Raw genomic sequence first — 21,503 nt, 5'->3', positions numbered from 1 at the left:
CGCGGGTACCGAAGAAAGCCCCACCTTGCCAGATCCCACCGACGACCTTCTGTCCGACGCCGCCGCGGCGCCAGACGCACACGAACCCGCCAAATCGCTGGGCGACGCCGTGGCCGCGGCATCGGCCAGCCAGGCGGCCTCGCAAGCGGCCCAACTGTCGCAGATGTTTGCCGAGACCGGCACACTGGCCACGGCGATTCCCGGCTATCGTCCGCGCGCTTCGCAGCAGAAGATGGCCGAGGCCGTGGCCAACGCCATCGCGCAGAACGACACGGTGATCGTCGAAGCGGGCACCGGCACCGGCAAGACCTTTGCCTATCTTGTGCCGGCCATGCTCTGGGGTGGCAAGGTCATCCTGTCCACCGGCACCAAGAACCTGCAGGACCAGCTGTTCCTGCGCGACATTCCCACGGTGCGCCATGCGCTGAACGTGCCCGTATCGGTGTCGCTGCTCAAGGGCCGCGCCAACTACCTGTGCCACTACCACCTGGAGCGTGCGCAGGCCAACGGGCGCCTCGCTTCCAAGCAGGATGCGGCGTGGTTGCGCGACATCGGCAAGTTTGCCAAGACGACGGCCACCGGCGACAAGGCCGAACTGGCGGCCGTGCCCGAGAATGCGCCGGTCTGGCAACTGGTGACGTCCACGCGGGACAACTGTCTGGGCAGCGAATGCCCGAACTACAAGGAATGCTTCGTCATGCGCGCCCGCAAGGAGGCGCAGCAGGCCGACGTGGTGGTGGTGAACCATCACCTGTTCTTTGCCGATGTGGTGCTGCGCGATACCGGCATGGCCGAGCTGCTGCCCGCCGCCAACACCGTGATCTTCGACGAAGCCCACCAGCTGCCCGAAACCGCGACGCTGTTCTTCGGCGATACGCTGTCCACCAGCCAGTTGCTGGAGCTGGCGCGCGATACCGTGGCCGAAGGGCTGTCCCACGCCCGCGACGCGGTGGACTGGGTGGCGCTGGGCGCGCCGCTGGAGCGCGCCGCGCGCGACCTGCGCCTGGCGTTCGGCCGCGACAACGTGCGCATGGCGATGGGGCAGATCGATGCCGATCCGCGTACCGCCGAGCCGTTCTACGAAACGCTCGATGCGCTGGAAGAAGCGCTGTCGGGGTTTGTCGAGGCGCTGGAATCGCAGGCAGAGCGTGCTGAAACGCTGGAGCAATGCCACCGCCGGGCCGTGGAACTGGCGAACAAGCTGGAGGTATGGCGCGACGACCGCGCCGCCGCACCGCCGCCTGCCGAGGCCTCAGCCCCGTCCGATGCATCGGATACCGAGGGCGGCACGGAAACGCCGCCACCGCCCGCGCCGGCCCAGTTGGGCCCGGACACCGTGCGCTGGGTGGAGGTGTTCTCGCACACCGTGCAGCTGCATCGCACGCCGTTGTCGATTGCACCGATCTTCACGCGGCAGCGCGAGGGCCAGCCACGCGCATGGGTCTTCACCTCGGCCACGCTGTCGGTGAAAGGCAATTTCGCCCACTACGCGGCCCAGCTTGGGCTGAACAAGGATCAGTCGCTGACGCTGCCCAGTCCGTTCGACTACGCGAAGCAGGGCCTGCTGTATGTGCCGCGCGATATGCCGCCACCCAATTCACCCCAGTTCACCGAAGCCGTGGTGGAAAAGGCGCTGCCTTTGATCGAGGCGGCTGGTGGCCGCACGTTCCTGCTCTGTACCACGCTGCGCGCGGTGCAGAAGGCGTCGGACATGCTGTATGACCTGTTTGCCGCACGGGGTATCAACCTGCCGCTGCTGGTGCAGGGGCAGGCCAGCCGAACCGAATTGCTCGACCGCTTCCGCCAGCTGGGCAACGCAGTGCTGGTCGGCAGCCAGAGTTTCTGGGAAGGTGTGGATGTGCGCGGCGAGGCGCTTTCGCTGGTCATCATCGACAAGCTGCCGTTTGCGCCGCCCGACGATCCGGTGCTGGCCGCCCGCATGGAGGTGCTGCAGAAGAAGGGCCTGAGCCCGTTTGCCGTCCACCAATTGCCGCACGCGGTCATCACGCTGAAGCAGGGTGCGGGCCGCCTGATCCGCTCGGAATCGGATCGCGGCGTGCTGGCGATCTGCGATACGCGGCTCGTGGAAAAACCCTATGGCCGGCAGATCTGGCAGAGCCTGCCGCCGTTCACGCGCACGCGCGAGGCAGACACCGTGGTCCGGTTCCTGGAAAGCCTGCGCAAGCCGGCCGGCGAGGAAGGTGCGGAGGGCGCGGAACAGGGCGACGGCGAATAGGAAAAACGCCAGAAAGCACCAGGAAGCGCCTGAGCAGCCCGGCCTGAAGGCGCAAAAAAGCCCGACGCAAGGTCGGGCTTTTTCATGCGGCGGTCAGACCGGGTGTCTTCAGAACACTTCCCACCAGGCCTTGTCCTTGCGGCGCTGTCCGTACTTGATGAAGTCGCTGTTCGGGTAGTTGCGTTCCATCACGCGGGCCGCGTCGTCGCGCAGGTCCTTCATGCCCAGTGAATCGTACGACCGAACCATGATGTACAGCGCTTCCTCGTTGGCCGGCGCGCCATCGTAGTCCTTGAGCGCCTGCTGCGCGCGGTTCACGGCAGCAAGGTAGGCACCACGGCGGTAGTAGTAGCGCGCGGCGTGCACTTCGTGCTGGGCCAGCGCATTGACGATGTACTGCATGCGCAGCGTGGCGTCCGGGGTGTACTTGCTTTCCGGATAGCGTGTGATCAGGGTCTGGAACGCGTCATAGGCCGCACGGGCAGCCTTGGGGTCGCGCTCGCTGAGATCCTGGCCCGAGAAGCGGCCCAGCCAGCCGAGGTTGTCGTTGAAGTTGATCAGGCCCTTGAGGTAGTAGGCGTAATCGATGTTCGGGTGGCTCGGGTGGAGCTGGATGAAGCGGTCCACGGCCGCCAGCGCGGCAGCGGTCTCGCCATCCTTGTAGTTGGCGTAGGCGGTATCGATCTGCGCCTGCTGTGCGTAGCGGCCAAACGGATAGCGGCCCTCGAGCTTTTCGTACAGCTTGACGGCGCGCGTGTAGTCGCCGCCATCGAGGGCATCCTTGGCTTCCGAATATAATTTGTTGGCCGACCAGCCGGCCGTTTCGTCAGGCTGGTCTCCCAGCAGGCCGCATGCCGATAGCATGACGCATCCGCCTGCGAGCAAAACCGCTCCAATTTTCGCGCGCCAGTTCGCGCGTTTGATGCTCTGCAATTGCATGGGCAACCTGTTCCGGATGAAAAAAAATAGCGCCAAGCATTATAGCCGAAGCCCCAAGACCGAAACCGGTCTGGAACGCCACACCGAAAAAGCCGACGTGACCGATGAGGAATCCGAAGACTTCGACGACCATTTCGAGGATGGCGACGAAGGGGAGTCGGCAGGTGAATTCAATGACGAGGTGCCTGCGACGGCGCCTGCCGCCCCTGACCTGGTGCCACTGTACCTTGAAGTCGATAGCGCAGCCCATGGCGAGCGGCTCGACAAATTGCTAGCACGCCACTTCAGCGAATTTTCGCGCAGCCGCATCCAGCAGTGGATCGAGGACGGCGCCGTGCGTGTGGACGGCGAGCCCAGCCGCGCCAAGGCATCGGTGCAGATGGGGCAGCAGATCGAGATCCACCCCCAGGCCGCCCCTGAGTCGATGGCCTTTACGGCTGAGGACGTGCCGCTGGACGTCGTGTACGAAGACGACGCACTGCTGGTCATCAACAAGCCGGCCGGGCTGGTGGTGCATCCGGCGGCGGGCAACTGGAGCGGCACGGTCCTCAATGGCCTGCTGCATCGCGACCCCCACGCTGCGCGCCTGCCGCGCGCCGGCATCGTGCATCGGCTCGACAAGGAAACTTCGGGCCTGATGGTGGTGGCGCGCACGCTGACGGCCCAGACCGACCTGGTGCGGCAACTGCAGGCCCGCACGGTCAAGCGCTCGTACATCGCGCTGGTCTGGGGCGAAACGCCCGACGAGGGCACCATCGATGCGCCGATCGGCCGCGATCCGCGCGAGCGCACGCGCATGGCGATCGTGCATACCAACAGCGGCAAGCCGTCGCGCACCCATTTCGAAACGCTCGGCACCGTGCCGCTTGGCCGCTCGAAGGTGTCGATGGTGATGTGCCAGCTGGAAACCGGTCGCACGCACCAGATCCGCGTGCATTTTGAGTCGATCGGCCATCCGCTGGTGGGAGATCCGGTCTACCACAAGGCCACGCAACGCGGCCAGCGCCCGGCCGTGCGCGTACCGCTGCCGGTGCCGTTCACGCGCCAGGCGCTGCATGCGTACCGGCTGGGGCTGATGCATCCGGTAACGGGCCGCAAGAAGTCGTGGGAAGCCGAGCCGCCCGAAGACCTGCAGGCGCTGATCGATGCGCTCGACTTTGACCGGTATGCGGAAGAGGACGACGAGGACGAGGGCGAGCCCGAATGGTACGAAGGGGAGGCCGACGACGATGACGACTGACCGGACGACCGCTGATCCGATGGCCGATGCCTCGGCCTGGATCGTCCCCGACTGGCCGGCGCCGGCGCGGGTGCGCGCGCTGTCCACCACGCGCATGGGCGGCGTCAGCGCGGGCCCGTACGGGCTGGCGGACGGCAGTGCAGGCGGACTCAACCTCGGGACGCATGTCGGCGACGACCCGGCCGCGGTGGCCGCCAATCGCGCCCGGCTGGCCAGCCATCTGCCGGCCATGCCGCACTGGCTGGAGCAGGTGCATGGTTGCGGCGTCGCCACCGCCGATGACGAGGGCGCTGGCGGCCACGTGCCGCGCGCCGACGCCAGCGTCAGTGCCACGGCGGGGCATGTGTGCGCGATCATGACGGCCGACTGCCTGCCTGTGCTGCTGTGCAATATGGCAGGCACGGTGGTGGGTGCCGCCCACGCCGGCTGGCGCGGGCTGTGCGACGGGGTGATCGAGGCCACGCTGGCACGCATGGCCGCGCGTGCCGGTGCGCCAGCGCAGTGGCTGGCGTGGCTTGGGCCGGCGATCGGCCCCAGTGCCTTCGAGGTGGGCGCCGAGGTGCGCGAAGCGTTCCTGCAGCAGGCGTTGCCCGACGAGCACGCGTCGGTGGCGGCGGCATTCGTGGCAGGCGCGCCGGGCAAATACTTGGCCGACCTGTATGCACTGGCACGCATCCGTCTGGCGCGCGCCGGCTGCATGCAGGTGTTCGGCGGAAATACCTGCACGGTCAGCGATGCCGGCCGGTTCTACTCCTATCGCCGCGACCGCACCACAGGCCGCATGGCGACGATGGTCTGGCTGGCTGACTAGGCCCCCGCGCCGCCATCGTCAGGAAGCCGCGCGGGCTGTGCCGTAGCGGCTTCCGACGATTCCCGGGGTTGTCTGACGTCCTGCGTTTCCCGGGCTTCCCGGTCTTCCCGGGCCTCCCGCGCCTTGCGCCGGCGCCGTCGTCCCGGCGTTCCCATGATGTACATGACGATCGACACCGGGGCCAGTCCGTACAGCAGGAACGTGGCAACGCCCGCGACGATGCTGGTCTCGGTAATGGCCATCATCAGGGCGACATAAAGCCAGCCAATTGCCACGATATACATCAGGCTTTCATCTTTCTCGAATATGGGGTGAACCGGCCCGGCAACCCGCGCCAGCATTACCGTCCGGTAGGTCGGGCTTCACTTATTCGGCCCCCGCATGGCAATGCCGATTTCCGCATTGACAGTCTCTCCATTGCAAGGCAACAATGCCTCGAAATGTATCGGAACCGAGGAACGATTCCAGGGTTTCGCCGGCAAGCATAGCGTAAGAGCCAAGCAGCCCTGGGCAGCTTGCGGACGCAACCCGGATACGGGGCGGGTCGGGAGACAGTTACCCCGAGCCCGTCATCCACTACGACAGGCAGAGAGACGATTACATCATGGCGACCGGCAAAGGTGCGGCAGCTTCCGGCAAGGAAGACAAGTCCCAACCGTTTCAATTTGCGCCGGGGCCATTCGATCCAGCTGCATGGCTGGAATGGTCCCGTCAGTGGGCACCTGAAACCAATGGCGAGATGCCGGCCGGTTTCCCGGCAGGTCTGGCCGGTGCGTTTCCTGGCGGCTTCCCCTCTGGCGATGCCTTCGCCAAGGCGTTCCAGCAGGCGTTTCCGAATGGCGGTGCGAACGGCGCGCCCCTGAAGATCGCGCCGGACCAGCTCGCGGGCATCCAGCAACGCTACCTGAAGGATTTTGCCGACCTTTGGCGCGAAATGGGCGAGGGCGCCATGACTGCCAACGGCAATCCGGCCGGCAACGGTAACGGCGGCGCCAGCGAACGGCTCTCCGATCGCCGCTTCGCCAGTCCTGCCTGGCGCAACAACGCGCCGTACCGCTATACCGCCGCGTTCTACCTGCTGACGGCGCGCGCCATGACCGAACTGGCCGATGCCGTGGAAGCCGATCCGAAGGTGCGCCAGCGCATCCGCTTCGCGGTGTCGCAATGGGTCGATGCGATGTCGCCGGCCAACTTCCTGGCTACCAATCCCGATGCCCAGCAGCGCCTGATCGAGTCGGGCGGCGAATCGCTGCGCAACGGCGTGCGCAACATGCTGGAAGACCTGCAGCGCGGCAAGATCTCGCAGACGGACGACAAGGCCTTCGAAGTGGGCCGCAATGTGGCCGTGACCGAAGGCGCCGTGGTCTACGAGAACGAATATTTCCAGCTGCTGCAGTACAAGCCGCTGACCGACAAGGTCTACGCGCGCCCGCTGTTGCTGGTGCCGCCGTGCATCAACAAGTTCTACATCCTGGACCTGCAGCCCGAAAGCTCGCTGGTGCGGCACGCCGTGGAGAACGGCCACACGGTCTTCCTGGTGTCGTGGCGCAATCCCGATGCCTCGATGGCCGAGCGCACCTGGGACGACTACATCGAGCACGCGGCCATTCGCGCGATCGAGGTGGCGCGCGATATCGGCGGGCAGGACCAGATCAACGTGCTGGGCTTCTGCGTGGGCGGCACCATCGTCTCGACGGCGCTGTCGGTGCTGGCCGCCCGTGGAGAACGGCCGGTGGCCAGCCTGACGCTGCTGACCACGCTGCTTGACTTCGCCGATACCGGCATCCTGGACGTATTCGTCGACGAATCGCACGTACAGCTGCGCGAGGCCACGCTGGGCGGCGCAGCCGGTGCGCCGTGCGGACTGCTGCGCGGCGTCGAACTGGCGAACACGTTCTCGTTCCTGCGACCGAACGACCTGGTCTGGAACTACGTGGTCGACAACTACCTCAAGGGCAATACGCCGGTACCGTTCGACCTGCTGTTCTGGAACGGCGACGCCACCAACCTGCCGGGCCCGTGGTACTGCTGGTACCTGCGCCACACCTACCTGCAGGACGAACTCAAGGTGCCGGGCAAGCTGACCGTCTGCAACGCGCCGGTGGACCTGGGCGCGATCGACGTGCCGACCTATATCTATGGATCGCGCGAAGACCATATCGTGCCGTGGATGGCCGCCTATGCATCGACCGCGCTGCTGAACAACAAGCTCCGTTTCGTGCTGGGTGCTTCCGGCCATATCGCTGGCGTCATCAATCCCCCGGCCAAGAAGAAGCGCAGCCACTGGACCAATGACGCGCTGCCCGAATCGGCCCACGAATGGCTGGCCGGTGCCCAGGAGCACCCGGGTAGCTGGTGGCCCGACTGGATGACCTGGCTGGGCAAGCAGGCAGGCCAGAAGCGCGCCGCGTCCGACACGCTGGGCAACGCCCATTACCAGCCTGTAGAACCGGCACCCGGCCGCTACGTGCGTCAGCGCGCCTGATTTTCATGCGGGCTGGCCGTTCCGGTCGGCCCGGTTTCGAACCGATCCGCGATTCGCTTTCTCGAAAGGACCTCAAATGACCGATATCGTCATTGTTTCCGCAGCCCGTACCGCAGTTGGCAAGTTCGGTGGCTCCCTGGCGAAGATTCCGGCGCCAGAGCTGGGCGCCCTCGTGATCAAGGCCGCGCTCGAGCGCGCCGGCGTGAAGCCGGACCAGGTGAGCGAAGTGATCATGGGCCAGGTGCTGACGGCTGCCGCGGGCCAGAACCCGGCACGCCAGGCATCGCGCAAGGCCGGCCTGCCTGACATGGTGCCCGCCATGACCATCAACAAGGTGTGCGGCTCGGGGCTGAAGGCCGTGATGCTGGCAGCCAACGCCATCATCGCGGGCGAAGCCGAGATCGTGGTGGCCGGTGGCATGGAAAACATGAGCGCCGCCCCGCACGTGCTGCCGGGCTCGCGCGACGGCTTCCGCATGGGCGACACCAAGCTGGTGGACTCGATGATCGTGGACGGCCTGTGGGACGTCTACAACCAGTACCACATGGGCATCACCGCGGAAAACGTCGCCAAGGAATATGGCATCACCCGCGAAGCCCAGGATGAATTCGCGGTGGCTTCGCAGAACAAGGCCGAGGCCGCCCAGAAGGCCGGCAAGTTCGACGAGGAAATCGTTCCCGTGCTGATTCCGCAGCGCAAGGGCGATCCGGTGGCCTTCAAGACCGACGAGTTCGTGCGCCAGGGCGCCACGCTGGACAGCATGGCCGGCCTGAAGCCTGCTTTCGACAAGGCCGGCACGGTCACGGCCGCCAATGCGTCGGGCCTGAACGACGGCGCCGCTGCCGTGGTGGTGATGTCGGCCGCCAAGGCCAAGGAACTGGGCCTCACGCCGCTGGCTACGATCAAGGCCTACGCCAACGCCGGTGTGGACCCGGCCGTGATGGGCATGGGCCCGGTGCCGGCCAGCAAGCGCTGCCTGTCGCGCGCCGGCTGGGAAGTCAAGGACCTGGACCTGATGGAGATTAACGAAGCCTTCGCCGCGCAGGCGCTGGCCGTTCACCAGCAGATGGGCTGGGACCAGTCGAAGATCAACGTGAACGGTGGCGCCATTGCCATCGGCCATCCGATCGGTGCATCGGGCTGCCGCATTCTGGTGACCCTGCTGCACGAAATGAAGCGTCGTGACGCGAAGAAGGGCCTGGCCTCGCTGTGTATCGGCGGCGGCATGGGCGTGGCGCTGGCAGTCGAGCGCTGATTGCAGGAGGAGTATGCCGGCGGCGCGTGCCGAGGAACGCCAGCCCGCCGGTTTCGGTACAGACCTGAGCATCGATAACAACGATCGAGCGAGCCAACTAGGAGTGGATATGACTCAGCGCATTGCATATGTGACCGGCGGCATGGGTGGCATTGGAACCGCGATTTGCCAGCGCCTGGCCAAGGACGGATTCAAGGTGGTGGCCGGCTGCGGCCCGAACTCGCCCCGCCGCGAGAAATGGCTCGAACAGCAACGCGCGCTCGGCTACGAGTTCGTGGCGTCCGAGGGCAACGTGGCCGACTGGGATTCGACCAAGACCGCTTTCGACAAGGTCAAGTCCGAAGTGGGCGAGGTTGACGTACTGGTCAACAACGCCGGCATCACGCGCGACGTGGTGTTCCGCAAGATGACGCGGGCCGACTGGGACGCCGTGATCGACACCAACCTGACGTCGCTGTTCAACGTGACCAAGCAGGTGATCGACGGCATGGCCGACCGTGGCTGGGGCCGGATCGTCAATATTTCGTCGGTGAACGGCCAGAAGGGTCAGTTCGGTCAGACCAACTATTCGACGGCCAAGGCCGGCCTGCATGGCTTCACGATGGCGCTGGCGCAGGAAATGGCCACCAAGGGCGTGACGGTGAACACCGTGTCGCCGGGCTATATCGCCACGGATATGGTCAAGTCCATCCGCCAGGACGTGCTGGACAAGATCGTCGGCACGATTCCGGTCAAGCGCCTGGGCGAGCCGGATGAAATTGCCTCGATCTGCGCCTGGCTGGCATCGGAAGAGTCGGGTTTTTCGACCGGTGCCGACTTCTCGCTGAACGGCGGCCTGCACATGGGCTGACGCCGGCGGCACGCGCTGGGGCGCCGCGTTGATGCGGCGCATCCAGCGCAGTGCACAAGCGGATTCCGGGGTCGGCAATCGGCTTGCGGAAACGGGCCGCCCGCGTGTTTATCTGGCACGCGGGCGGCCTTTCTTTTGTATACGCGACACTTTGCTGCGGGTTTTCCTTAAACACTGCCGTCTTTCCATAGTGCTTTCTTGAGCATAGAATCAGGGCAATGGCGCAACCGGCACCAAAGAGGAGCGCTCCTCACGGGTCTGGTCCGGTTGTATCTTGCGCGCCTGCGGCGCCGATCCCGCCCGGGACGGCGCGTCCATTGCGCACTGCACCGCATGCGGTGCAGCAGCGTTGCGACCAGGCGCAGCAGCGGATGCCAACCGCCGGCATCAGCGACGACAAAAGGATAGAGCACCGATGGCCACGACCAAGAAAGGCGCAGAGCGACTGATCAAGAAATATCCCAATCGCCGGCTCTACGATACGCAGACGAGCACCTACATCACGCTCGCGGACGTCAAGCAGCTGGTCATGGATACCGAGGAATTCAAGGTCGTCGATGCAAAGACGGGCGAGGAACTCACGCGCAGCATCCTCCTGCAGATCATCCTGGAAGAGGAAACGGGCGGCGTGCCGATGTTTTCGAGCGCCATGCTGTCGCAGATCATCCGTTTCTACGGCCATGCCATGCAGGGCATGATGGGTACCTACCTGGAAAAGAACATCCAGGCGTTCATCGATATCCAGAACAAGCTCGCCGAGAACTCGAAGGGTCTGTATTCGGGCGAGGCGTTCAGCCCGGACATGTGGTCGCAGTTCATGAACCTGCAAGGCCCGATGATGCAGGGGATGATGAGCAACTACATCGAGCAGAGCAAGAACCTGTTCGTGCAGATGCAGGAACAGATGCAGAACCAGGCCAAGAGCATGTTCGGCACGTTCCCGTTCAACCAGCCGGACAAGAAGTAAGCGGCCAGCCCCTCGCGCGCCGATCAAAGAAAGGCCCTGCACGACTGCAGGGCCTTTTTCGTTGTGCGGCGGCGACGAGATGTTGTGAATGTCTGGCGAATTGCCACATTGGTGATGCACTCCCAGTAAGGCGATGACCACGGCACGTCTTGTGTGGTCCAATCGGCCAAGCCCTGAGCACCGGGCACTCGCTGATCCTTATTTTTTCGCTGCACGATGGCATCGCAAGCGCGAGCGCGGGTAATGCGCGCTGCCATCGGGCCCGAACTGGAGGCACATCCATGTCCAGCCAAGCCGCTAGGTGGGGCCTTTCGCCCGACCATGTCGAATCGCCGAAATTCACGAATGTCTTCGAGTTCGCGCTCGGGGTGTACGGGCATGTCGCGCAGGTCCAGCGCGACGTCGGCACGTTGTCGGCGGCCCAGCAGGGCATCGAGGAGCGGATCGATGCCACGCGGGCGCAGATCGGGGCCGCCGAAGGGCGCCTTGGTGAGGGGATCGTCGAAACCGAGGCCCGGTTGAGCGACCGCATTCGCGAATCCGAGGCCCGAATGACCCGGGCGCTGGATGCGTCGGAGAGCAAATGGGAGTCGACCATCACCCGTGTGCTGCAAGAGATCGATGCCCGTTCCGAGGCGCGCTTTAGCCGGATGGAAGCCCGATTCGACGCGATCGACGCAAGATTCGAGGTCGTGGGCGCGAAGTTCGATGCCATCGACGCCCGTTTCGACCAGATGGACGCGCGGTTCGAGCAGATGGACGCCAGAATGGACAAGATGGACGACCGGTTCGACAAGATGGATATCCGGTTCGACAAGGTGGACGACCGGTTCGATAAATCCGACGCGAGGGTGGACAAGCTGGAAGAGAGCCTTGGAGATCGCATCCACTCCAGTAACGAACGGATTTCCGCCTTGAAAGACCGACTCAACAAGGTCTTCTGGGTGGCGTCGGGCGGGGGCATCGCCCTCGGTCTGGCCGTTGGCTGGAAGCCGATCATCGAGCGCGTGGGCGGTCTGGCTGGGCTGTGACGGTGCGGTTTCCGGCCCATTTGGTCGGGCCATGCGCCAACAACGGCCGCTCGGGGTAAAATCTCCGCCTTTCATGGCAAATGACGGCGCCCGGCAGGCTCGCCGGTTGCCTCTAGACCAGCGCGGCGCACCACCGGGGACGGTAGGGCGCGCCCAGATTCCCACATTCGCGGTGCCCCATGTCGTCTGAAACCAATCTGTCCAATCCTGCGCCGCAAGTCGGCTTTGTGTCACTTGGCTGCCCCAAGGCCCTGGTCGATTCCGAGCAGATCATCACGCAGCTGCGCGCCGAAGGCTATGCCATCAGTGGCACCTACGACGGTGCCGATCTTGTGGTGGTCAACACCTGCGGCTTTATCGACGAGGCGGTGCAGGAGAGCCTGGATGCCATCGGCGAGGCGTTGACGGAAAACGGCAAGGTCATCGTGACCGGCTGCCTGGGCGCCAAGAAAGACGCGGCGGGACACGATATCGTATCGTCGGTGCATCCCAAGGTGCTGGCCGTTACCGGCCCGCACGCCCTTGGTGAAGTCATGCAGGCTGTGCACACGCACCTGCCGAAGCCGCACGATCCGTTTACGGATCTGGTGCCGGCTGCGGGAATCAAGCTCACACCCAAGCACTATGCCTACCTGAAAATCTCGGAAGGCTGCAATCACCGCTGCTCGTTCTGCATCATTCCATCGATGCGCGGCGATCTGGTGTCCCGTCCGGTGGCCGAAGTGATGCTGGAAGCCGAAAACCTGTTCAAGGCCGGCGTGAAGGAACTGCTGGTGATCTCGCAGGACACCAGCGCCTACGGGGTGGACGTCAAGTACCGTACCGGGTTCTGGGCCGGCCGGCCGCTCAAGACCCGCATGACCGAGCTGGTGGCGGCGCTGGGCGAACTGGCTAGCCAGTACGGCGCCTGGGTGCGCCTGCACTATGTGTATCCGTACCCGCACGTCGACGAGATCATTCCGCTGATGAACCAGGGCAATGTGCTGCCGTATCTGGATGTGCCGCTCCAGCACGCGCACCCGGACGTGCTCAAGCGCATGAAGCGTCCGGCCAATGCCGAAAAGACCCTCGACCGCATCCGCGCCTGGCGCGAAATCTGCCCCGAACTGACCATCCGCAGCACGTTCATCGCCGGTTTCCCGGGCGAAACGGAAGCGGAATTCCAGACGCTGCTGGATTTCATTGCCGAAGCCGAACTCGACCGCGTGGGTTGCTTCGCCTATTCGCCGGTGGAGGGTGCAACGGCGAACGACCTGCCCGGCGCGCTGCCCGACGAAGTCCGTGAGGAGCGCCGGGCGCGTTTCATGGAAGTGGCCGAGGCGGTGTCGGCGCGCAGGCTTCAGCGCAAGGTGGGACAGACGCTGCGGGTGCTCGTCGACGAGGTGAACCAGGACGGCGGCATCGGTCGCTCTTCCGCCGATGCCCCGGAAATTGACGGGCTGGTTTATATCGATCCGGCTGCAAAGCCGTCGCAGCGTTTCAAGACTGGCGACTTCGTCAATGTGAAGATTACGGGCGCCGACGGCCACGACCTCTGGGGTGAAATCGCCTGATCCAGTGTGTCGGCTTCGGGGGCCGGAAGGCCGGGCTGCAAGTGTGCCTGTCCAGACAATTAGGTAAAAGTACGGTCGTTCGCTTTTGCTTGGCGAAGACTATACTGTGCGCCGCAACATAACGCATGGAGACGAAACATGACGCGTGAAGTGGTGGTTGTCAGCGGTGTGCGCACCGCAATCGGTACCTTTGGCGGCAGCCTGAAGGACCTGGCCCCGACCGAACTGGGAGCGCTGGTTGTGCGCGAAGCACTGGCCCGCGCCAACGTGTCCGGCGATGACGTCGGTCACGTCGTGTTCGGCAATGTCATCCAGACCGAGCCGAAAGACATGTACCTGGGCCGCGTGGCGGCCGTGAACGGCGGTGTGTCGATCAATGCGCCCGCGCTCACCGTGAACCGCCTGTGCGGCTCGGGTCTGCAGGCGATTGTCAGCGCCGCACAGACGATCCTGCTGGGCGATGCCGACGTCGCCATTGGCGGGGGTGCCGAAAGCATGAGCCGCGCCCCGTATCTGGCGCCGATGGCCCGTTGGGGCGCGCGCATGGGCGATGCCAAGCTGGTCGACATGATGCTGGGCGCGCTGCACGACCCGTTCCACACGATTCACATGGGTGTGACCGCCGAAAATGTCGCGAAGGAATACGACATTTCGCGCCAGCAGCAGGACGAAGCCGCGCTGGAATCGCACCGCCGGGCATCGGCCGCGATCAAGGCGGGTCACTTCAAGGACCAGATCGTTCCGGTCACGCTGAAGTCGCGCAAGGGCGACGTGGTCTTCGATACCGACGAACACGTGCGCCATGAAGCGACCATGGACGACATGACCAAGCTGAAGCCTGTTTTCGTCAAGGAAAACGGCACGGTCACGGCTGGCAACGCATCGGGCCTCAATGACGCCGCTGCGGCGGTGGTGCTGATGGAACGGGCGGAAGCCGAGCGTCGCGGGCTGAAGCCGCTGGCGCGACTGGTGTCCTATGGTCATGCCGGGGTGGACCCGAAGACGATGGGGATCGGTCCCGTACCCGCCACCAGGATTGCGCTCGAGCGTGCCGGACTGTCGGTCAAGGATCTGGACGTGATCGAGGCCAATGAAGCGTTCGCCGCACAGGCTTGCGCCGTGACCAAGGCCCTGGGCCTGGACCCCGCCAAGGTGAATCCGAACGGTTCGGGCATCTCGCTGGGCCATCCGATTGGCGCCACGGGCGCACTGATCACCGTGAAGGCGGTGCATGAGCTGCAGCGCGTTCAGGGTCGCTATGCACTGGTCACGATGTGCATTGGCGGCGGCCAGGGCATTGCCGCGATCTTCGAGCGCGTCTAACGTCACCTGCTCGTTATTGCCGAGAAAGCTGTCTTGTCCCGTCCTGTCCTGTCCCGCCTTCTGTATTCGATGATCGTCGCCATTTCGGTGGCATTGCCGGTGGCAACCATGGCGGCCGGGGACGATTTGTCGACAGGCAACGGGCAGGGCGACAGCTTGGGTATCAACGACGCTATCCGCGCGGGCGAAGCCCGGCGCGGGGCGTCGCTATCGACAGGGCAGGTACGCACGCTGTCGCCGCGCCAGGAGTACGCGCACTATCCGACGTACGTCGGCACGGTGGGCGACAAGCAGGTGCGCATGCGCATCGCGCCGAAGACCGATACGCGGGACAGCCTGCAGGGCGAATACCAGATCGGGGACGGCAAGGGTGTGCGGCTGCTTTCCGGGGAGTGGGAGAACGGTGCGTTCCTGATGGAAGAGTCCGACGATGGCACGCGTGTGTCCGGTAACTGGGAAGGCCAGATCGACCGGGATGGTGCGGTGCGCGGCACCTGGACCGATGCCTACAATCCGTCCATCGTTCTGCCGTTTTTCATTCGGCCGTTTGGCGGATACCTGGTGATTCCGCCGTTCGACATGAATTCCGGCAGCGGCATCACCTATGCGCCGCCTGCGCCGAAGTCCTCCATCTCGACTGGCAAGCCCCGTTAGTGCGCCGGCGCCACTTCGCGTGGCGAGCGCGGCATTTGCTGGTAAGCTCGGACGCCTGATCCGAATTTTCCAGGGAATCCGCCGTGTCTGCTTCCGACTCGTCACGCAACCCGCCTCGCCATATCCAGACCACTGCGGTCCAGCCCGACCTGGATATCGCGCCGGGTTTCGACTCCTTTTCCACGCCCACCTACCGCGGCTCGACAATCGTCTTCCGCAACCTTGCCGAACTGCGCGCCTACGGTGATCGCAGCAAGACTTACTGGCGCTACGGCCTGCACGCCACGCCCACCAGCGAGGCGCTGTGCCAGCAACTGGCGCAGATCGAAGGTGGCCGGCACACATTGCTGTTGCCCTCGGGCATGGGCGCCATCTCGCTGGTGTACTTTGCCCTGCTGCGAACCGGCGACGACGTGCTCGTACCCGACAATGTCTATGGCCCGAACCGCGACCACGGCGAATGGCTGGCGCGCGAATTCGGCGTGACGGTTCGGTACTACCATCCGTCGATTGGCGCGGGTATCGCTTCGCTGATCCAACCCAATACGCGACTGATCTGGATGGAGGCGCCTGGCTCGGTGACGATGGAGGTGCCGGACAGCGATGCCATCGTCTCGGCCGCGCGTGCGCATGGTGTGCTGACCGCCATCGACAACACGTGGTCGGCCGGCGTTTATTTCAAGCCTTTCGAGAAGGGCATCGATATCTCGGTGCAGGCGTTGACGAAGTACCAGTCCGGGGGCAGCGACGTGCTGATGGGCGCAGTCATCACGCAGGACGACAAGGTGCATGACCGTCTCAAGCGTACCCGCATGATCATGGGGTGGGGCGTGTCGGCAGACGATTGCTTCCTGGTGCTGCGCGGATTGGCCAGCATGCCGGTGCGCCTGGCCGCGCACGACCGTGCGGCACGTGAAGTTGCCGAATGGCTCAAGCAGCGCCCGGAGGTGACTCGCGTCCTGCATCCGGCACTGACCGACTGCCCCGGGCACGCGGAATGGTCGCGCGATTTTTCCGGCGCCAGCGGGCTGTTTTCGATCATCCTGCATAGTCGCTTTTCGCGCGAACAGGTCGATGCATTTGTCGAGGCCCTGAAGTTGTTTGCGATCGGCTGGTCCTGGGGCGGCGCGCATAGCCTGGCCGTGCCGTATCACGTCGATACGATGCGTCCGGCGGGCACCTGGCCGCCGGAGGGCTGGATCAACGCCGGGGAGCTGGTGCGCCTGTACATTGGACTGGAAGATTCGCGCGACCTGATCGGCGATCTGAAGCAGGCAATGGAGATAACCCTGCGCTAACCGCCGGCGTCCAGCAGCAAAAAGCCCCGCCAGAGATGAGCGGGGCTTTTTGTTTGCAGCCGGGCCGATACGGCCGTTGCAAGCGGGTCAGGATACGTCTGCCTTGCGCATCGTTGCCTGCGGTGCAGCCTGCGCCGTGGCACCACGTGGTGCCCAAACCGATTCTGCGGGACCATTCTGCGCGCGGCGCTGGGTGACCCGGGCCAGTGCGATGTAGCCGACTGCCATGGAAATGGCGCCAATGTCGAAGCCGGCGATGACCCAGCGGCCGTGGAGTGCGGCGGCAAACAGGTGGTCGCCCGTCAGGACCCAGTTCGAGAACGGCACGGCCAGGGTCGCCAGTGCGGCCACGTAGAGCAGTTCCACGGCGGCACGAATTGGCGGCCGGGCCAGCGCCCAGGCTGCGGACAGCACGAACATCGGCCAGAACACATAGCTCACCGCACGGTCGGGCCACAGCAAGGCGGCCGGGAAGCACAGCGCCACGCCGATACAGGTGCCGATGCAGACGCCAACCGTGGCCTGGGCCAGCAGCCTGTGCACGCGGGGCTGTTCGGCCTGGCGCGACTTCCGGCGCGTCTCGATCCACAACAGGTTGCCGGAATAGAACAGGAACGCACCGGCAAGCCCGGCCACAAGGTAGACAAAGCGCACGGCTAGGTCGCCATAGGTGCCGTAGTGCAGCGCGAACATGGCGCTGTAGACCGTATGGTTCGTATCGCGTGCGCCAGCCGTCTGGTTGGCGATCAACTGGCCGGCATTCGGCTCGTTGGCGGCGGCGTGGATGCCCACCGCGCCGCCATTGCCCAGCGCGCGCGTACTGTCACCTCGCACTTCGGCCACGGCGTTGGCATCGCCATAGCGCTGGAAGCGGATCGCGCTGGGCGTGAACCGTTCGCCGCCGTGCTCGCGCGCAATCGCGAGCAACTGGGCTGACGTCATGGTGGGCGATGCGCGGCCCGCGGCCGTGACTTCGGGCGCGGCGCCCGTGACGCGCGGTACCGCTTCGAAGAGCTTGCCGTCGAACGTCAGCGTGTTGAAAACCATCACCATGATCAGCGACAGGCAGAAGAACGCGCCCGTGACGGCGAAGATCAGGTGGAAGGGCAGGCTGAACAGGCCCAGCACGTTATGCGTATCCATCCAGAAACGCTTCAGGTTGCGCCCGGGCCGCACCGCGAACAGGTCCTTTTTCAGGCGGGGCAGGTGCAGGATCACGCCCGATACCAGCGCCAGGCCGTACAGCACGGAGATGATCCCCATGAAGTACATGCCGTTGATGCCCAGGCCCAGCGAATAGTGCAGCGAGTTCAGGAACGCCGACAGTTCACCAGTCACGTGGTCGAGCGATGTGTTGTTCTGGGCCGCCTTGTCGCCATTCAGGCGCTCGCCGTTCATCGTGTGCCATTCACCGGCCTTGTCCTGCCAGTAGGCGTTGAAGTCCGGTTCCTCCTTGCTGGGCAGGCCGACATAAACGCTGTTGGCCGCGTCCGGATGCACCGCGACCAGCTTTTGCACGAAGGCGTCGATGGCGGGGCCATCCACCTGGACTTCGGCGCCGTGATGGCCCTCCAGGCGCGCCGGGTTCTGCCAGACGTGCAGCTCATGGTGGAAGACAGTGATCGCGCCCGCGAAGAAGGCGATGAACAGTGCCCAGCCGGCCATCAGGCCGACCCAGGTATGGAGCGTATTGAATACGCGCAGGGTGTTGGGTTTCATGCGTATGCCTCGGTGGCCGGATCAGTGCCCTGACAGGGCCGACAATGTCGATGCCGGCGGCATCGCGTGCATCAGGCGAACAGCCCACAGGATGCCGTAGCAGACCAGGTTGCCCCCGATCAGCCACAGCCACGCGGCGCGGCTGGTCTGGAAAAGCAGGCTCAGGCTGATGATGGTGACCCACAGCACGAAGCTCAGCATCACGGCCAGCACGACGCCGCTTTCCCAGCCGCCCGGCAGCCACAAGACGCCCAGGGTGCACAGGGCGATGGCCAGCGGCAGGCCCAGCAAGGCTCCGGCGAGCCACTTGGTTCCGATCATGATGGGCTCCCTTCGCCGGGCATGTCGTCGTAGCGCTTGTGGTGGATCCAGGTGCCCACGAACGGCCAGGCGGACAGGCAGCAGGTCAGCGTGACCAGCGTTGCGGCAATCGCCACAGGCCAGCCTTCAGGGATGCTCATGACCCAGGTGCCGGCAATCGCCAGCACGATGCCCAGCCAGAACAGCAGGCGGGGCGGCAGCGGTGCGCGGCCATTGTTGTCGGCGTCCACGCACAGCACCTGGTTGGGCGCGGAAAGGTAAAGGCACGCGGCGGCGGCCAGGGATAGGAAAACGGCTAACGCTTGCATGCGTCGTGCGACCCGAGGGAGGGAATTGCGGGAAAGGAATAATAATAATGATTCGCATTTGATTTCACAAGAAAATCAAAGCGTTATGCCGCGATGTGGTATCGCTGTGACCGAAATGCGAATGACGCAAATGTAATGTGACAGGCGCAGCAAGATGTGCGCGAAAGAGATCTTGGCAGCGCTTGGGGGCGGCAGCAGGCACCGCGAACGGGTGCCTGGCACGGGGAGGATCGCCGCGCTGGAATGCCCGGGGCGATCGGTGGATGCGACCGAGCTTAGTGCGGGAAAAGGTTGAGCAAGCCGTCCAGGCCCACGTGGTTGAACGCGACGCTGGCTTGCGCACGGACCACGGGTTTGGCCCGGAAGGCTACCGAGAGGCCTGCCACGGCCATCATCTTGAGGTCGTTGGACCCATCACCCATCACGATGGCCTGCGACGGTTCCGCGCCGATCTGCTCGCAGACTTCCCGCACCGTGCGGGCCTTGACGTCCGCATTGACGATTTCGCCCACCACATTGCCGGTCAGCTTGCCGTCGACGATTTCCAGCGTATTGGCGCGCGTGAAATCCAGTTTCAGGCGCGGCTTGAGCTGGTCGGTGAAATGCACGAAGCCACCCGATACCAGCAACGTCTTCATGCCCAGCGCCTGGACCGTCTGCAGCATGCGTTCCGCCCCCGGCGACAGCTTGAGCCGTTCGGCGTAGACGCGGTCGAGCACGCTGGCGTCCAGCCCCTTCAACAGGGCCACGCGACGGCGCAGGCTTTCGTTGAAGTCCGTGATCTCGCCACGCATGGCGGCTTCGGTAATGGCCGAAACTTCGGCCTTGAGTCCGCAGAAGTCGGCGATCTCGTCGATGCACTCAATCGTGATCAGCGTGGAGTCCATGTCCATCGCCACCAGGCGGAAGTCCGACAGCTTGCGGCCCGCCGGCACCACGGCCCAGTCGATGCCACGTTCACCGCACACATCGTCCAGGGCATCGCGCAGCGCCGGGGTCAGCGGATTGCAGTGTTCGGCGGCCGCCACGTTGTCGGCGCGAAGCACGAAATCGGAGGCATTGGCCACCGCGCGCACAGCGTCGAGGTCGGCGGCAGGCAGCGGGGACAGGCTTTGGAGAATCAGGGGCATGACGGCAGGAATCCGGGCGAAGCGGGAAACGGTGCGAAAGGGTGCGAAAGAGTGCAGAAGGGCGCCGGCAGCGCTGCGGGCGCGACAGGGCAAGGGCCGTATTGTACTGTGCCCTTGCTCCCTGGCAGCGGCTTGCTGCGGGCGATCAGGCCACGCGCAGGCTGTCCACCACCTTGTGCAGGAAGGCCTCGCAGGCGGCCAACTGGTCCAGCGCCACGAATTCGTCGGGCTTGTGGGCCTGCTGGATATCGCCAGGGCCGCACACCACGGCCGGAATGCCGGCGCGCTGGAACAGGCCGGCCTCGGTGCCGTAGGCCACCTTGTTCGTTTCGCGGTCGGCGGTCAGCGCGCGCACCAGCTGGGTGATGGCGTCAGATTCTGCGGCGTCCAGCGACGGGGCCGCTGCAATCTTGCTGATCGCCATGCCGGCATCCACATGTTCGGCGCGCATCTTCGGCACCAGCACGTCGTGCACGTATTGCTGGATGCGGGCCAGGATGGCTTCCGGGTCCACGCCGGGCAGGTTGCGGAACTCGAACACGAACTCGCATTCGGCCGGAATCGTGTTCAGCGCGATGCCGCCGTGGATGGTGCCGGTGGACGCCGTGGTGAATGGCACGTCGAACGCCTGGTCGTACGGGCCGTTGGCCTTGAATTCGTCGGCGATGTCGCGGATGTAGCAGATCAGGCGCGCCGCATATTCGATGGCGTTCACGCCCTTGGGTGTCAGCGACGAGTGCGCGGCCTGGCCCTTCACGCAGCAGCGGTAGGCGTTGATGCCCTTGTGCGCCACGATCACGCGCATGCTGGTGGGCTCGCCCACGATGCAGCCCGCCGGCTTCACGCCGCGGTCACGCAGTTCGGCCAGCAGGTACGGCGCCCCCATGCATCCGATTTCCTCGTCGAACGACAGCGCGTAATGCACCGGCTCGCGCAGCTTCGCATCCAGGATGGTGGGCAGCAGCGCCAGGCTGGTGCCGATGAAGCCCTTCATGTCGCAGGTGCCGCGGCCATAGAGCTTGCCGTCGCGGATCACCGGCTTGAACGGGTCGGTGGTCCAGCTCTGGCCGTCCACCGGCACCACGTCGGTGTGGCCGGACAGCACGATGCCGCCGTCGGTGGCACCGTTTGCGGCCGGAATCGTCACGAACAGATTGGCCTTGTCGCCCTGCGGGTTGTAGCTCAGATGCGGACGCAGGCCCTTGGCCAGGAAGTGGTCGCGCACGGATTCGATCAGGCCCAGGTTCGAATGCCGCGACGTGGTGTCGAACGACACCAGGCGCTGGGTCCAGTCCAGCGCGCTGCCGCGTTGCGGGGCTTCGGTGTTGGTGTTTCGGGTGTCGGCGGCAGCTTGCATGGGATGGTGAAACAGTTGATTCGTCA

Annotated in this window: 19 protein-coding genes; 12 read left to right on the top strand and 7 right to left on the bottom strand. The window is 64.9% G+C overall.

Annotation, left to right across the window (positions count from 1 at the left end; all coding sequences use genetic code 11):
• The first annotated feature begins 25 nt into the window (after window positions 1-25).
• On the top strand, window positions 26-2,236 hold the full coding sequence (locus A9J21_RS18650; RefSeq protein ID WP_066738919.1) for an ATP-dependent DNA helicase: 2,211 nt from the start codon (window positions 26-28) through the stop codon (window positions 2,234-2,236).
• Between the two features lie 108 nt (window positions 2,237-2,344).
• Here A9J21_RS18650 and A9J21_RS18645 read toward each other — a convergent pair whose 3' ends face one another.
• Window positions 2,345-3,175 (bottom strand): outer membrane protein assembly factor BamD, encoded by an 831-nt coding sequence (locus A9J21_RS18645; protein WP_082926505.1) that lies wholly within the window; start codon window positions 3,173-3,175, stop codon window positions 2,345-2,347.
• A 16-nt stretch (window positions 3,176-3,191) separates the two neighbouring features.
• Between A9J21_RS18645 and A9J21_RS18640 the strand changes: the two genes are divergently transcribed.
• Together A9J21_RS18640 and pgeF are read left to right on the top strand one after the other, a co-directional pair.
• A complete protein-coding gene (locus A9J21_RS18640; protein WP_066738918.1) occupies window positions 3,192-4,415 on the top strand; it encodes an RluA family pseudouridine synthase in 1,224 nt (407 codons plus the stop codon).
• A complete protein-coding gene (gene pgeF / locus A9J21_RS18635) occupies window positions 4,405-5,226 on the top strand; it encodes a peptidoglycan editing factor PgeF (RefSeq protein WP_231906973.1) in 822 nt (273 codons plus the stop codon). Before A9J21_RS18640 ends, pgeF begins: the two co-directional genes overlap by 11 nt.
• Here the strand turns inward: pgeF and A9J21_RS18630 are convergent.
• Window positions 5,223-5,510: a hypothetical protein gene (locus tag A9J21_RS18630; protein ID WP_066738917.1), complete on the bottom strand. Its 288-nt coding sequence runs from the start codon at window positions 5,508-5,510 to the stop codon at window positions 5,223-5,225. The genes pgeF and A9J21_RS18630 overlap by 4 nt on opposite strands.
• 320 nt (window positions 5,511-5,830) lie before the next feature.
• Here A9J21_RS18630 and phaC point away from each other — a divergent pair, with 320 nt between their 5' ends.
• The 9 genes from phaC (at window position 5,831) to A9J21_RS18585 (ending at window position 16,642) form a co-directional block, all read left to right on the top strand.
• Entirely contained in the window at window positions 5,831-7,711 is a 1,881-nt protein-coding gene (gene phaC / locus A9J21_RS18625; RefSeq protein ID WP_066738341.1) for a class I poly(R)-hydroxyalkanoic acid synthase, read from the top strand.
• 76 nt (window positions 7,712-7,787) lie between these two features.
• Window positions 7,788-8,966 carry an acetyl-CoA C-acetyltransferase gene (locus A9J21_RS18620; protein WP_066738339.1) on the top strand — a complete coding sequence of 393 codons (1,179 nt, stop codon included), beginning with the start codon at window positions 7,788-7,790 and terminating at the stop codon, window positions 8,964-8,966.
• A 109-nt stretch (window positions 8,967-9,075) separates the two neighbouring features.
• Complete coding sequence (locus tag A9J21_RS18615) at window positions 9,076-9,816, top strand: 3-ketoacyl-ACP reductase (RefSeq protein WP_066738916.1); 741 nt, start codon at window positions 9,076-9,078, stop codon at window positions 9,814-9,816.
• A gap of 415 nt (window positions 9,817-10,231) precedes the next feature.
• Window positions 10,232-10,783: a polyhydroxyalkanoate synthesis repressor PhaR gene (gene phaR, locus A9J21_RS18610; RefSeq protein WP_029050631.1), complete on the top strand. Its 552-nt coding sequence runs from the start codon at window positions 10,232-10,234 to the stop codon at window positions 10,781-10,783.
• A 281-nt stretch (window positions 10,784-11,064) separates the two neighbouring features.
• Window positions 11,065-11,814 (top strand): hypothetical protein, encoded by a 750-nt coding sequence (locus A9J21_RS18605; protein WP_066738336.1) that lies wholly within the window; start codon window positions 11,065-11,067, stop codon window positions 11,812-11,814.
• Between the two features lie 179 nt (window positions 11,815-11,993).
• Complete coding sequence (gene rimO, locus A9J21_RS18600) at window positions 11,994-13,367, top strand: 30S ribosomal protein S12 methylthiotransferase RimO (RefSeq protein ID WP_066738333.1); 1,374 nt, start codon at window positions 11,994-11,996, stop codon at window positions 13,365-13,367.
• Between the two features lie 138 nt (window positions 13,368-13,505).
• The gene (bktB, locus tag A9J21_RS18595) at window positions 13,506-14,690 is read left to right on the top strand and encodes a beta-ketothiolase BktB (protein WP_066738330.1); all 1,185 of its coding nucleotides are present in this window, start codon (window positions 13,506-13,508) and stop codon (window positions 14,688-14,690) included.
• Window positions 14,691-14,798: 108 nt separating this feature from the next.
• The gene (locus A9J21_RS18590; RefSeq protein ID WP_231906986.1) at window positions 14,799-15,344 is read left to right on the top strand and encodes a hypothetical protein; all 546 of its coding nucleotides are present in this window, start codon (window positions 14,799-14,801) and stop codon (window positions 15,342-15,344) included.
• Between the two features lie 83 nt (window positions 15,345-15,427).
• Window positions 15,428-16,642 carry a cystathionine beta-lyase gene (locus A9J21_RS18585; RefSeq protein WP_066738326.1) on the top strand — a complete coding sequence of 405 codons (1,215 nt, stop codon included), beginning with the start codon at window positions 15,428-15,430 and terminating at the stop codon, window positions 16,640-16,642.
• An 87-nt stretch (window positions 16,643-16,729) separates the two neighbouring features.
• Here A9J21_RS18585 and A9J21_RS18580 read toward each other — a convergent pair whose 3' ends face one another.
• The 5 genes from A9J21_RS18580 to argE all read right to left on the bottom strand — a co-directional run bounded on the left by A9J21_RS18580 (window position 16,730) and on the right by argE (window position 21,477).
• Entirely contained in the window at window positions 16,730-18,361 is a 1,632-nt protein-coding gene (locus A9J21_RS18580; protein ID WP_066738324.1) for a PepSY domain-containing protein, read from the bottom strand.
• Window positions 18,362-18,382: 21 nt separating this feature from the next.
• A complete protein-coding gene (locus A9J21_RS18575; RefSeq protein ID WP_066738321.1) occupies window positions 18,383-18,682 on the bottom strand; it encodes a hypothetical protein in 300 nt (99 codons plus the stop codon).
• Window positions 18,679-18,990 carry a hypothetical protein gene (locus A9J21_RS18570; protein WP_066738318.1) on the bottom strand — a complete coding sequence of 104 codons (312 nt, stop codon included), beginning with the start codon at window positions 18,988-18,990 and terminating at the stop codon, window positions 18,679-18,681. The genes A9J21_RS18575 and A9J21_RS18570 overlap by 4 nt, the downstream gene beginning before the upstream one ends.
• 275 nt (window positions 18,991-19,265) lie before the next feature.
• On the bottom strand, window positions 19,266-20,120 hold the full coding sequence (gene serB / locus A9J21_RS18565; RefSeq protein ID WP_066738315.1) for a phosphoserine phosphatase SerB: 855 nt from the start codon (window positions 20,118-20,120) through the stop codon (window positions 19,266-19,268).
• Window positions 20,121-20,265: 145 nt separating this feature from the next.
• Window positions 20,266-21,477, bottom strand: a complete 1,212-nt coding sequence (argE, locus tag A9J21_RS18560; protein ID WP_066738312.1) for an acetylornithine deacetylase — start codon at window positions 21,475-21,477, stop codon at window positions 20,266-20,268.
• Window positions 21,478-21,503: the final 26 nt, after the last annotated feature.

Origin of the sequence: Cupriavidus sp. D384 (genome assembly GCF_001652915.1) — a bacterium.
Classification (GTDB): domain Bacteria; phylum Pseudomonadota; class Gammaproteobacteria; order Burkholderiales; family Burkholderiaceae; genus Cupriavidus.
Note: the sequence above shows the minus strand (reverse complement) of the source record. Positions and strands in the feature narration are given on the sequence as shown.

Bases quoted from the DNA above. Each gene is read 5' to 3' on its own strand.
- phaC (WP_066738341.1), top strand. From the start codon at position 5,831: ATGGCGACCGGCAAAGGTGCGGCAGCTTCCGGCAAGGAAGACAAGTCC.
- A9J21_RS18570 (WP_066738318.1), bottom strand. From the start codon at position 18,990: ATGCAAGCGTTAGCCGTTTTCCTATCCCTGGCCGCCGCCGCGTGCCTT.
- rimO (WP_066738333.1), top strand. From the start codon at position 11,994: ATGTCGTCTGAAACCAATCTGTCCAATCCTGCGCCGCAAGTCGGCTTT.
- A9J21_RS18575 (WP_066738321.1), bottom strand. From the start codon at position 18,682: ATGATCGGAACCAAGTGGCTCGCCGGAGCCTTGCTGGGCCTGCCGCTG.
- A9J21_RS18645 (WP_082926505.1), bottom strand. From the start codon at position 3,175: ATGCAATTGCAGAGCATCAAACGCGCGAACTGGCGCGCGAAAATTGGA.
- argE (WP_066738312.1), bottom strand. From the start codon at position 21,477: ATGCAAGCTGCCGCCGACACCCGAAACACCAACACCGAAGCCCCGCAA.
- A9J21_RS18630 (WP_066738917.1), bottom strand. From the start codon at position 5,510: ATGTATATCGTGGCAATTGGCTGGCTTTATGTCGCCCTGATGATGGCC.
- pgeF (WP_231906973.1), top strand. From the start codon at position 4,405: ATGACGACTGACCGGACGACCGCTGATCCGATGGCCGATGCCTCGGCC.
- A9J21_RS18640 (WP_066738918.1), top strand. From the start codon at position 3,192: ATGAAAAAAAATAGCGCCAAGCATTATAGCCGAAGCCCCAAGACCGAA.
- serB (WP_066738315.1), bottom strand. From the start codon at position 20,120: ATGCCCCTGATTCTCCAAAGCCTGTCCCCGCTGCCTGCCGCCGACCTC.
- A9J21_RS18615 (WP_066738916.1), top strand. From the start codon at position 9,076: ATGACTCAGCGCATTGCATATGTGACCGGCGGCATGGGTGGCATTGGA.
- bktB (WP_066738330.1), top strand. From the start codon at position 13,506: ATGACGCGTGAAGTGGTGGTTGTCAGCGGTGTGCGCACCGCAATCGGT.
- A9J21_RS18580 (WP_066738324.1), bottom strand. From the start codon at position 18,361: ATGAAACCCAACACCCTGCGCGTATTCAATACGCTCCATACCTGGGTC.
- A9J21_RS18605 (WP_066738336.1), top strand. From the start codon at position 11,065: ATGTCCAGCCAAGCCGCTAGGTGGGGCCTTTCGCCCGACCATGTCGAA.
- A9J21_RS18620 (WP_066738339.1), top strand. From the start codon at position 7,788: ATGACCGATATCGTCATTGTTTCCGCAGCCCGTACCGCAGTTGGCAAG.
- phaR (WP_029050631.1), top strand. From the start codon at position 10,232: ATGGCCACGACCAAGAAAGGCGCAGAGCGACTGATCAAGAAATATCCC.
- A9J21_RS18590 (WP_231906986.1), top strand. From the start codon at position 14,799: ATGGCGGCCGGGGACGATTTGTCGACAGGCAACGGGCAGGGCGACAGC.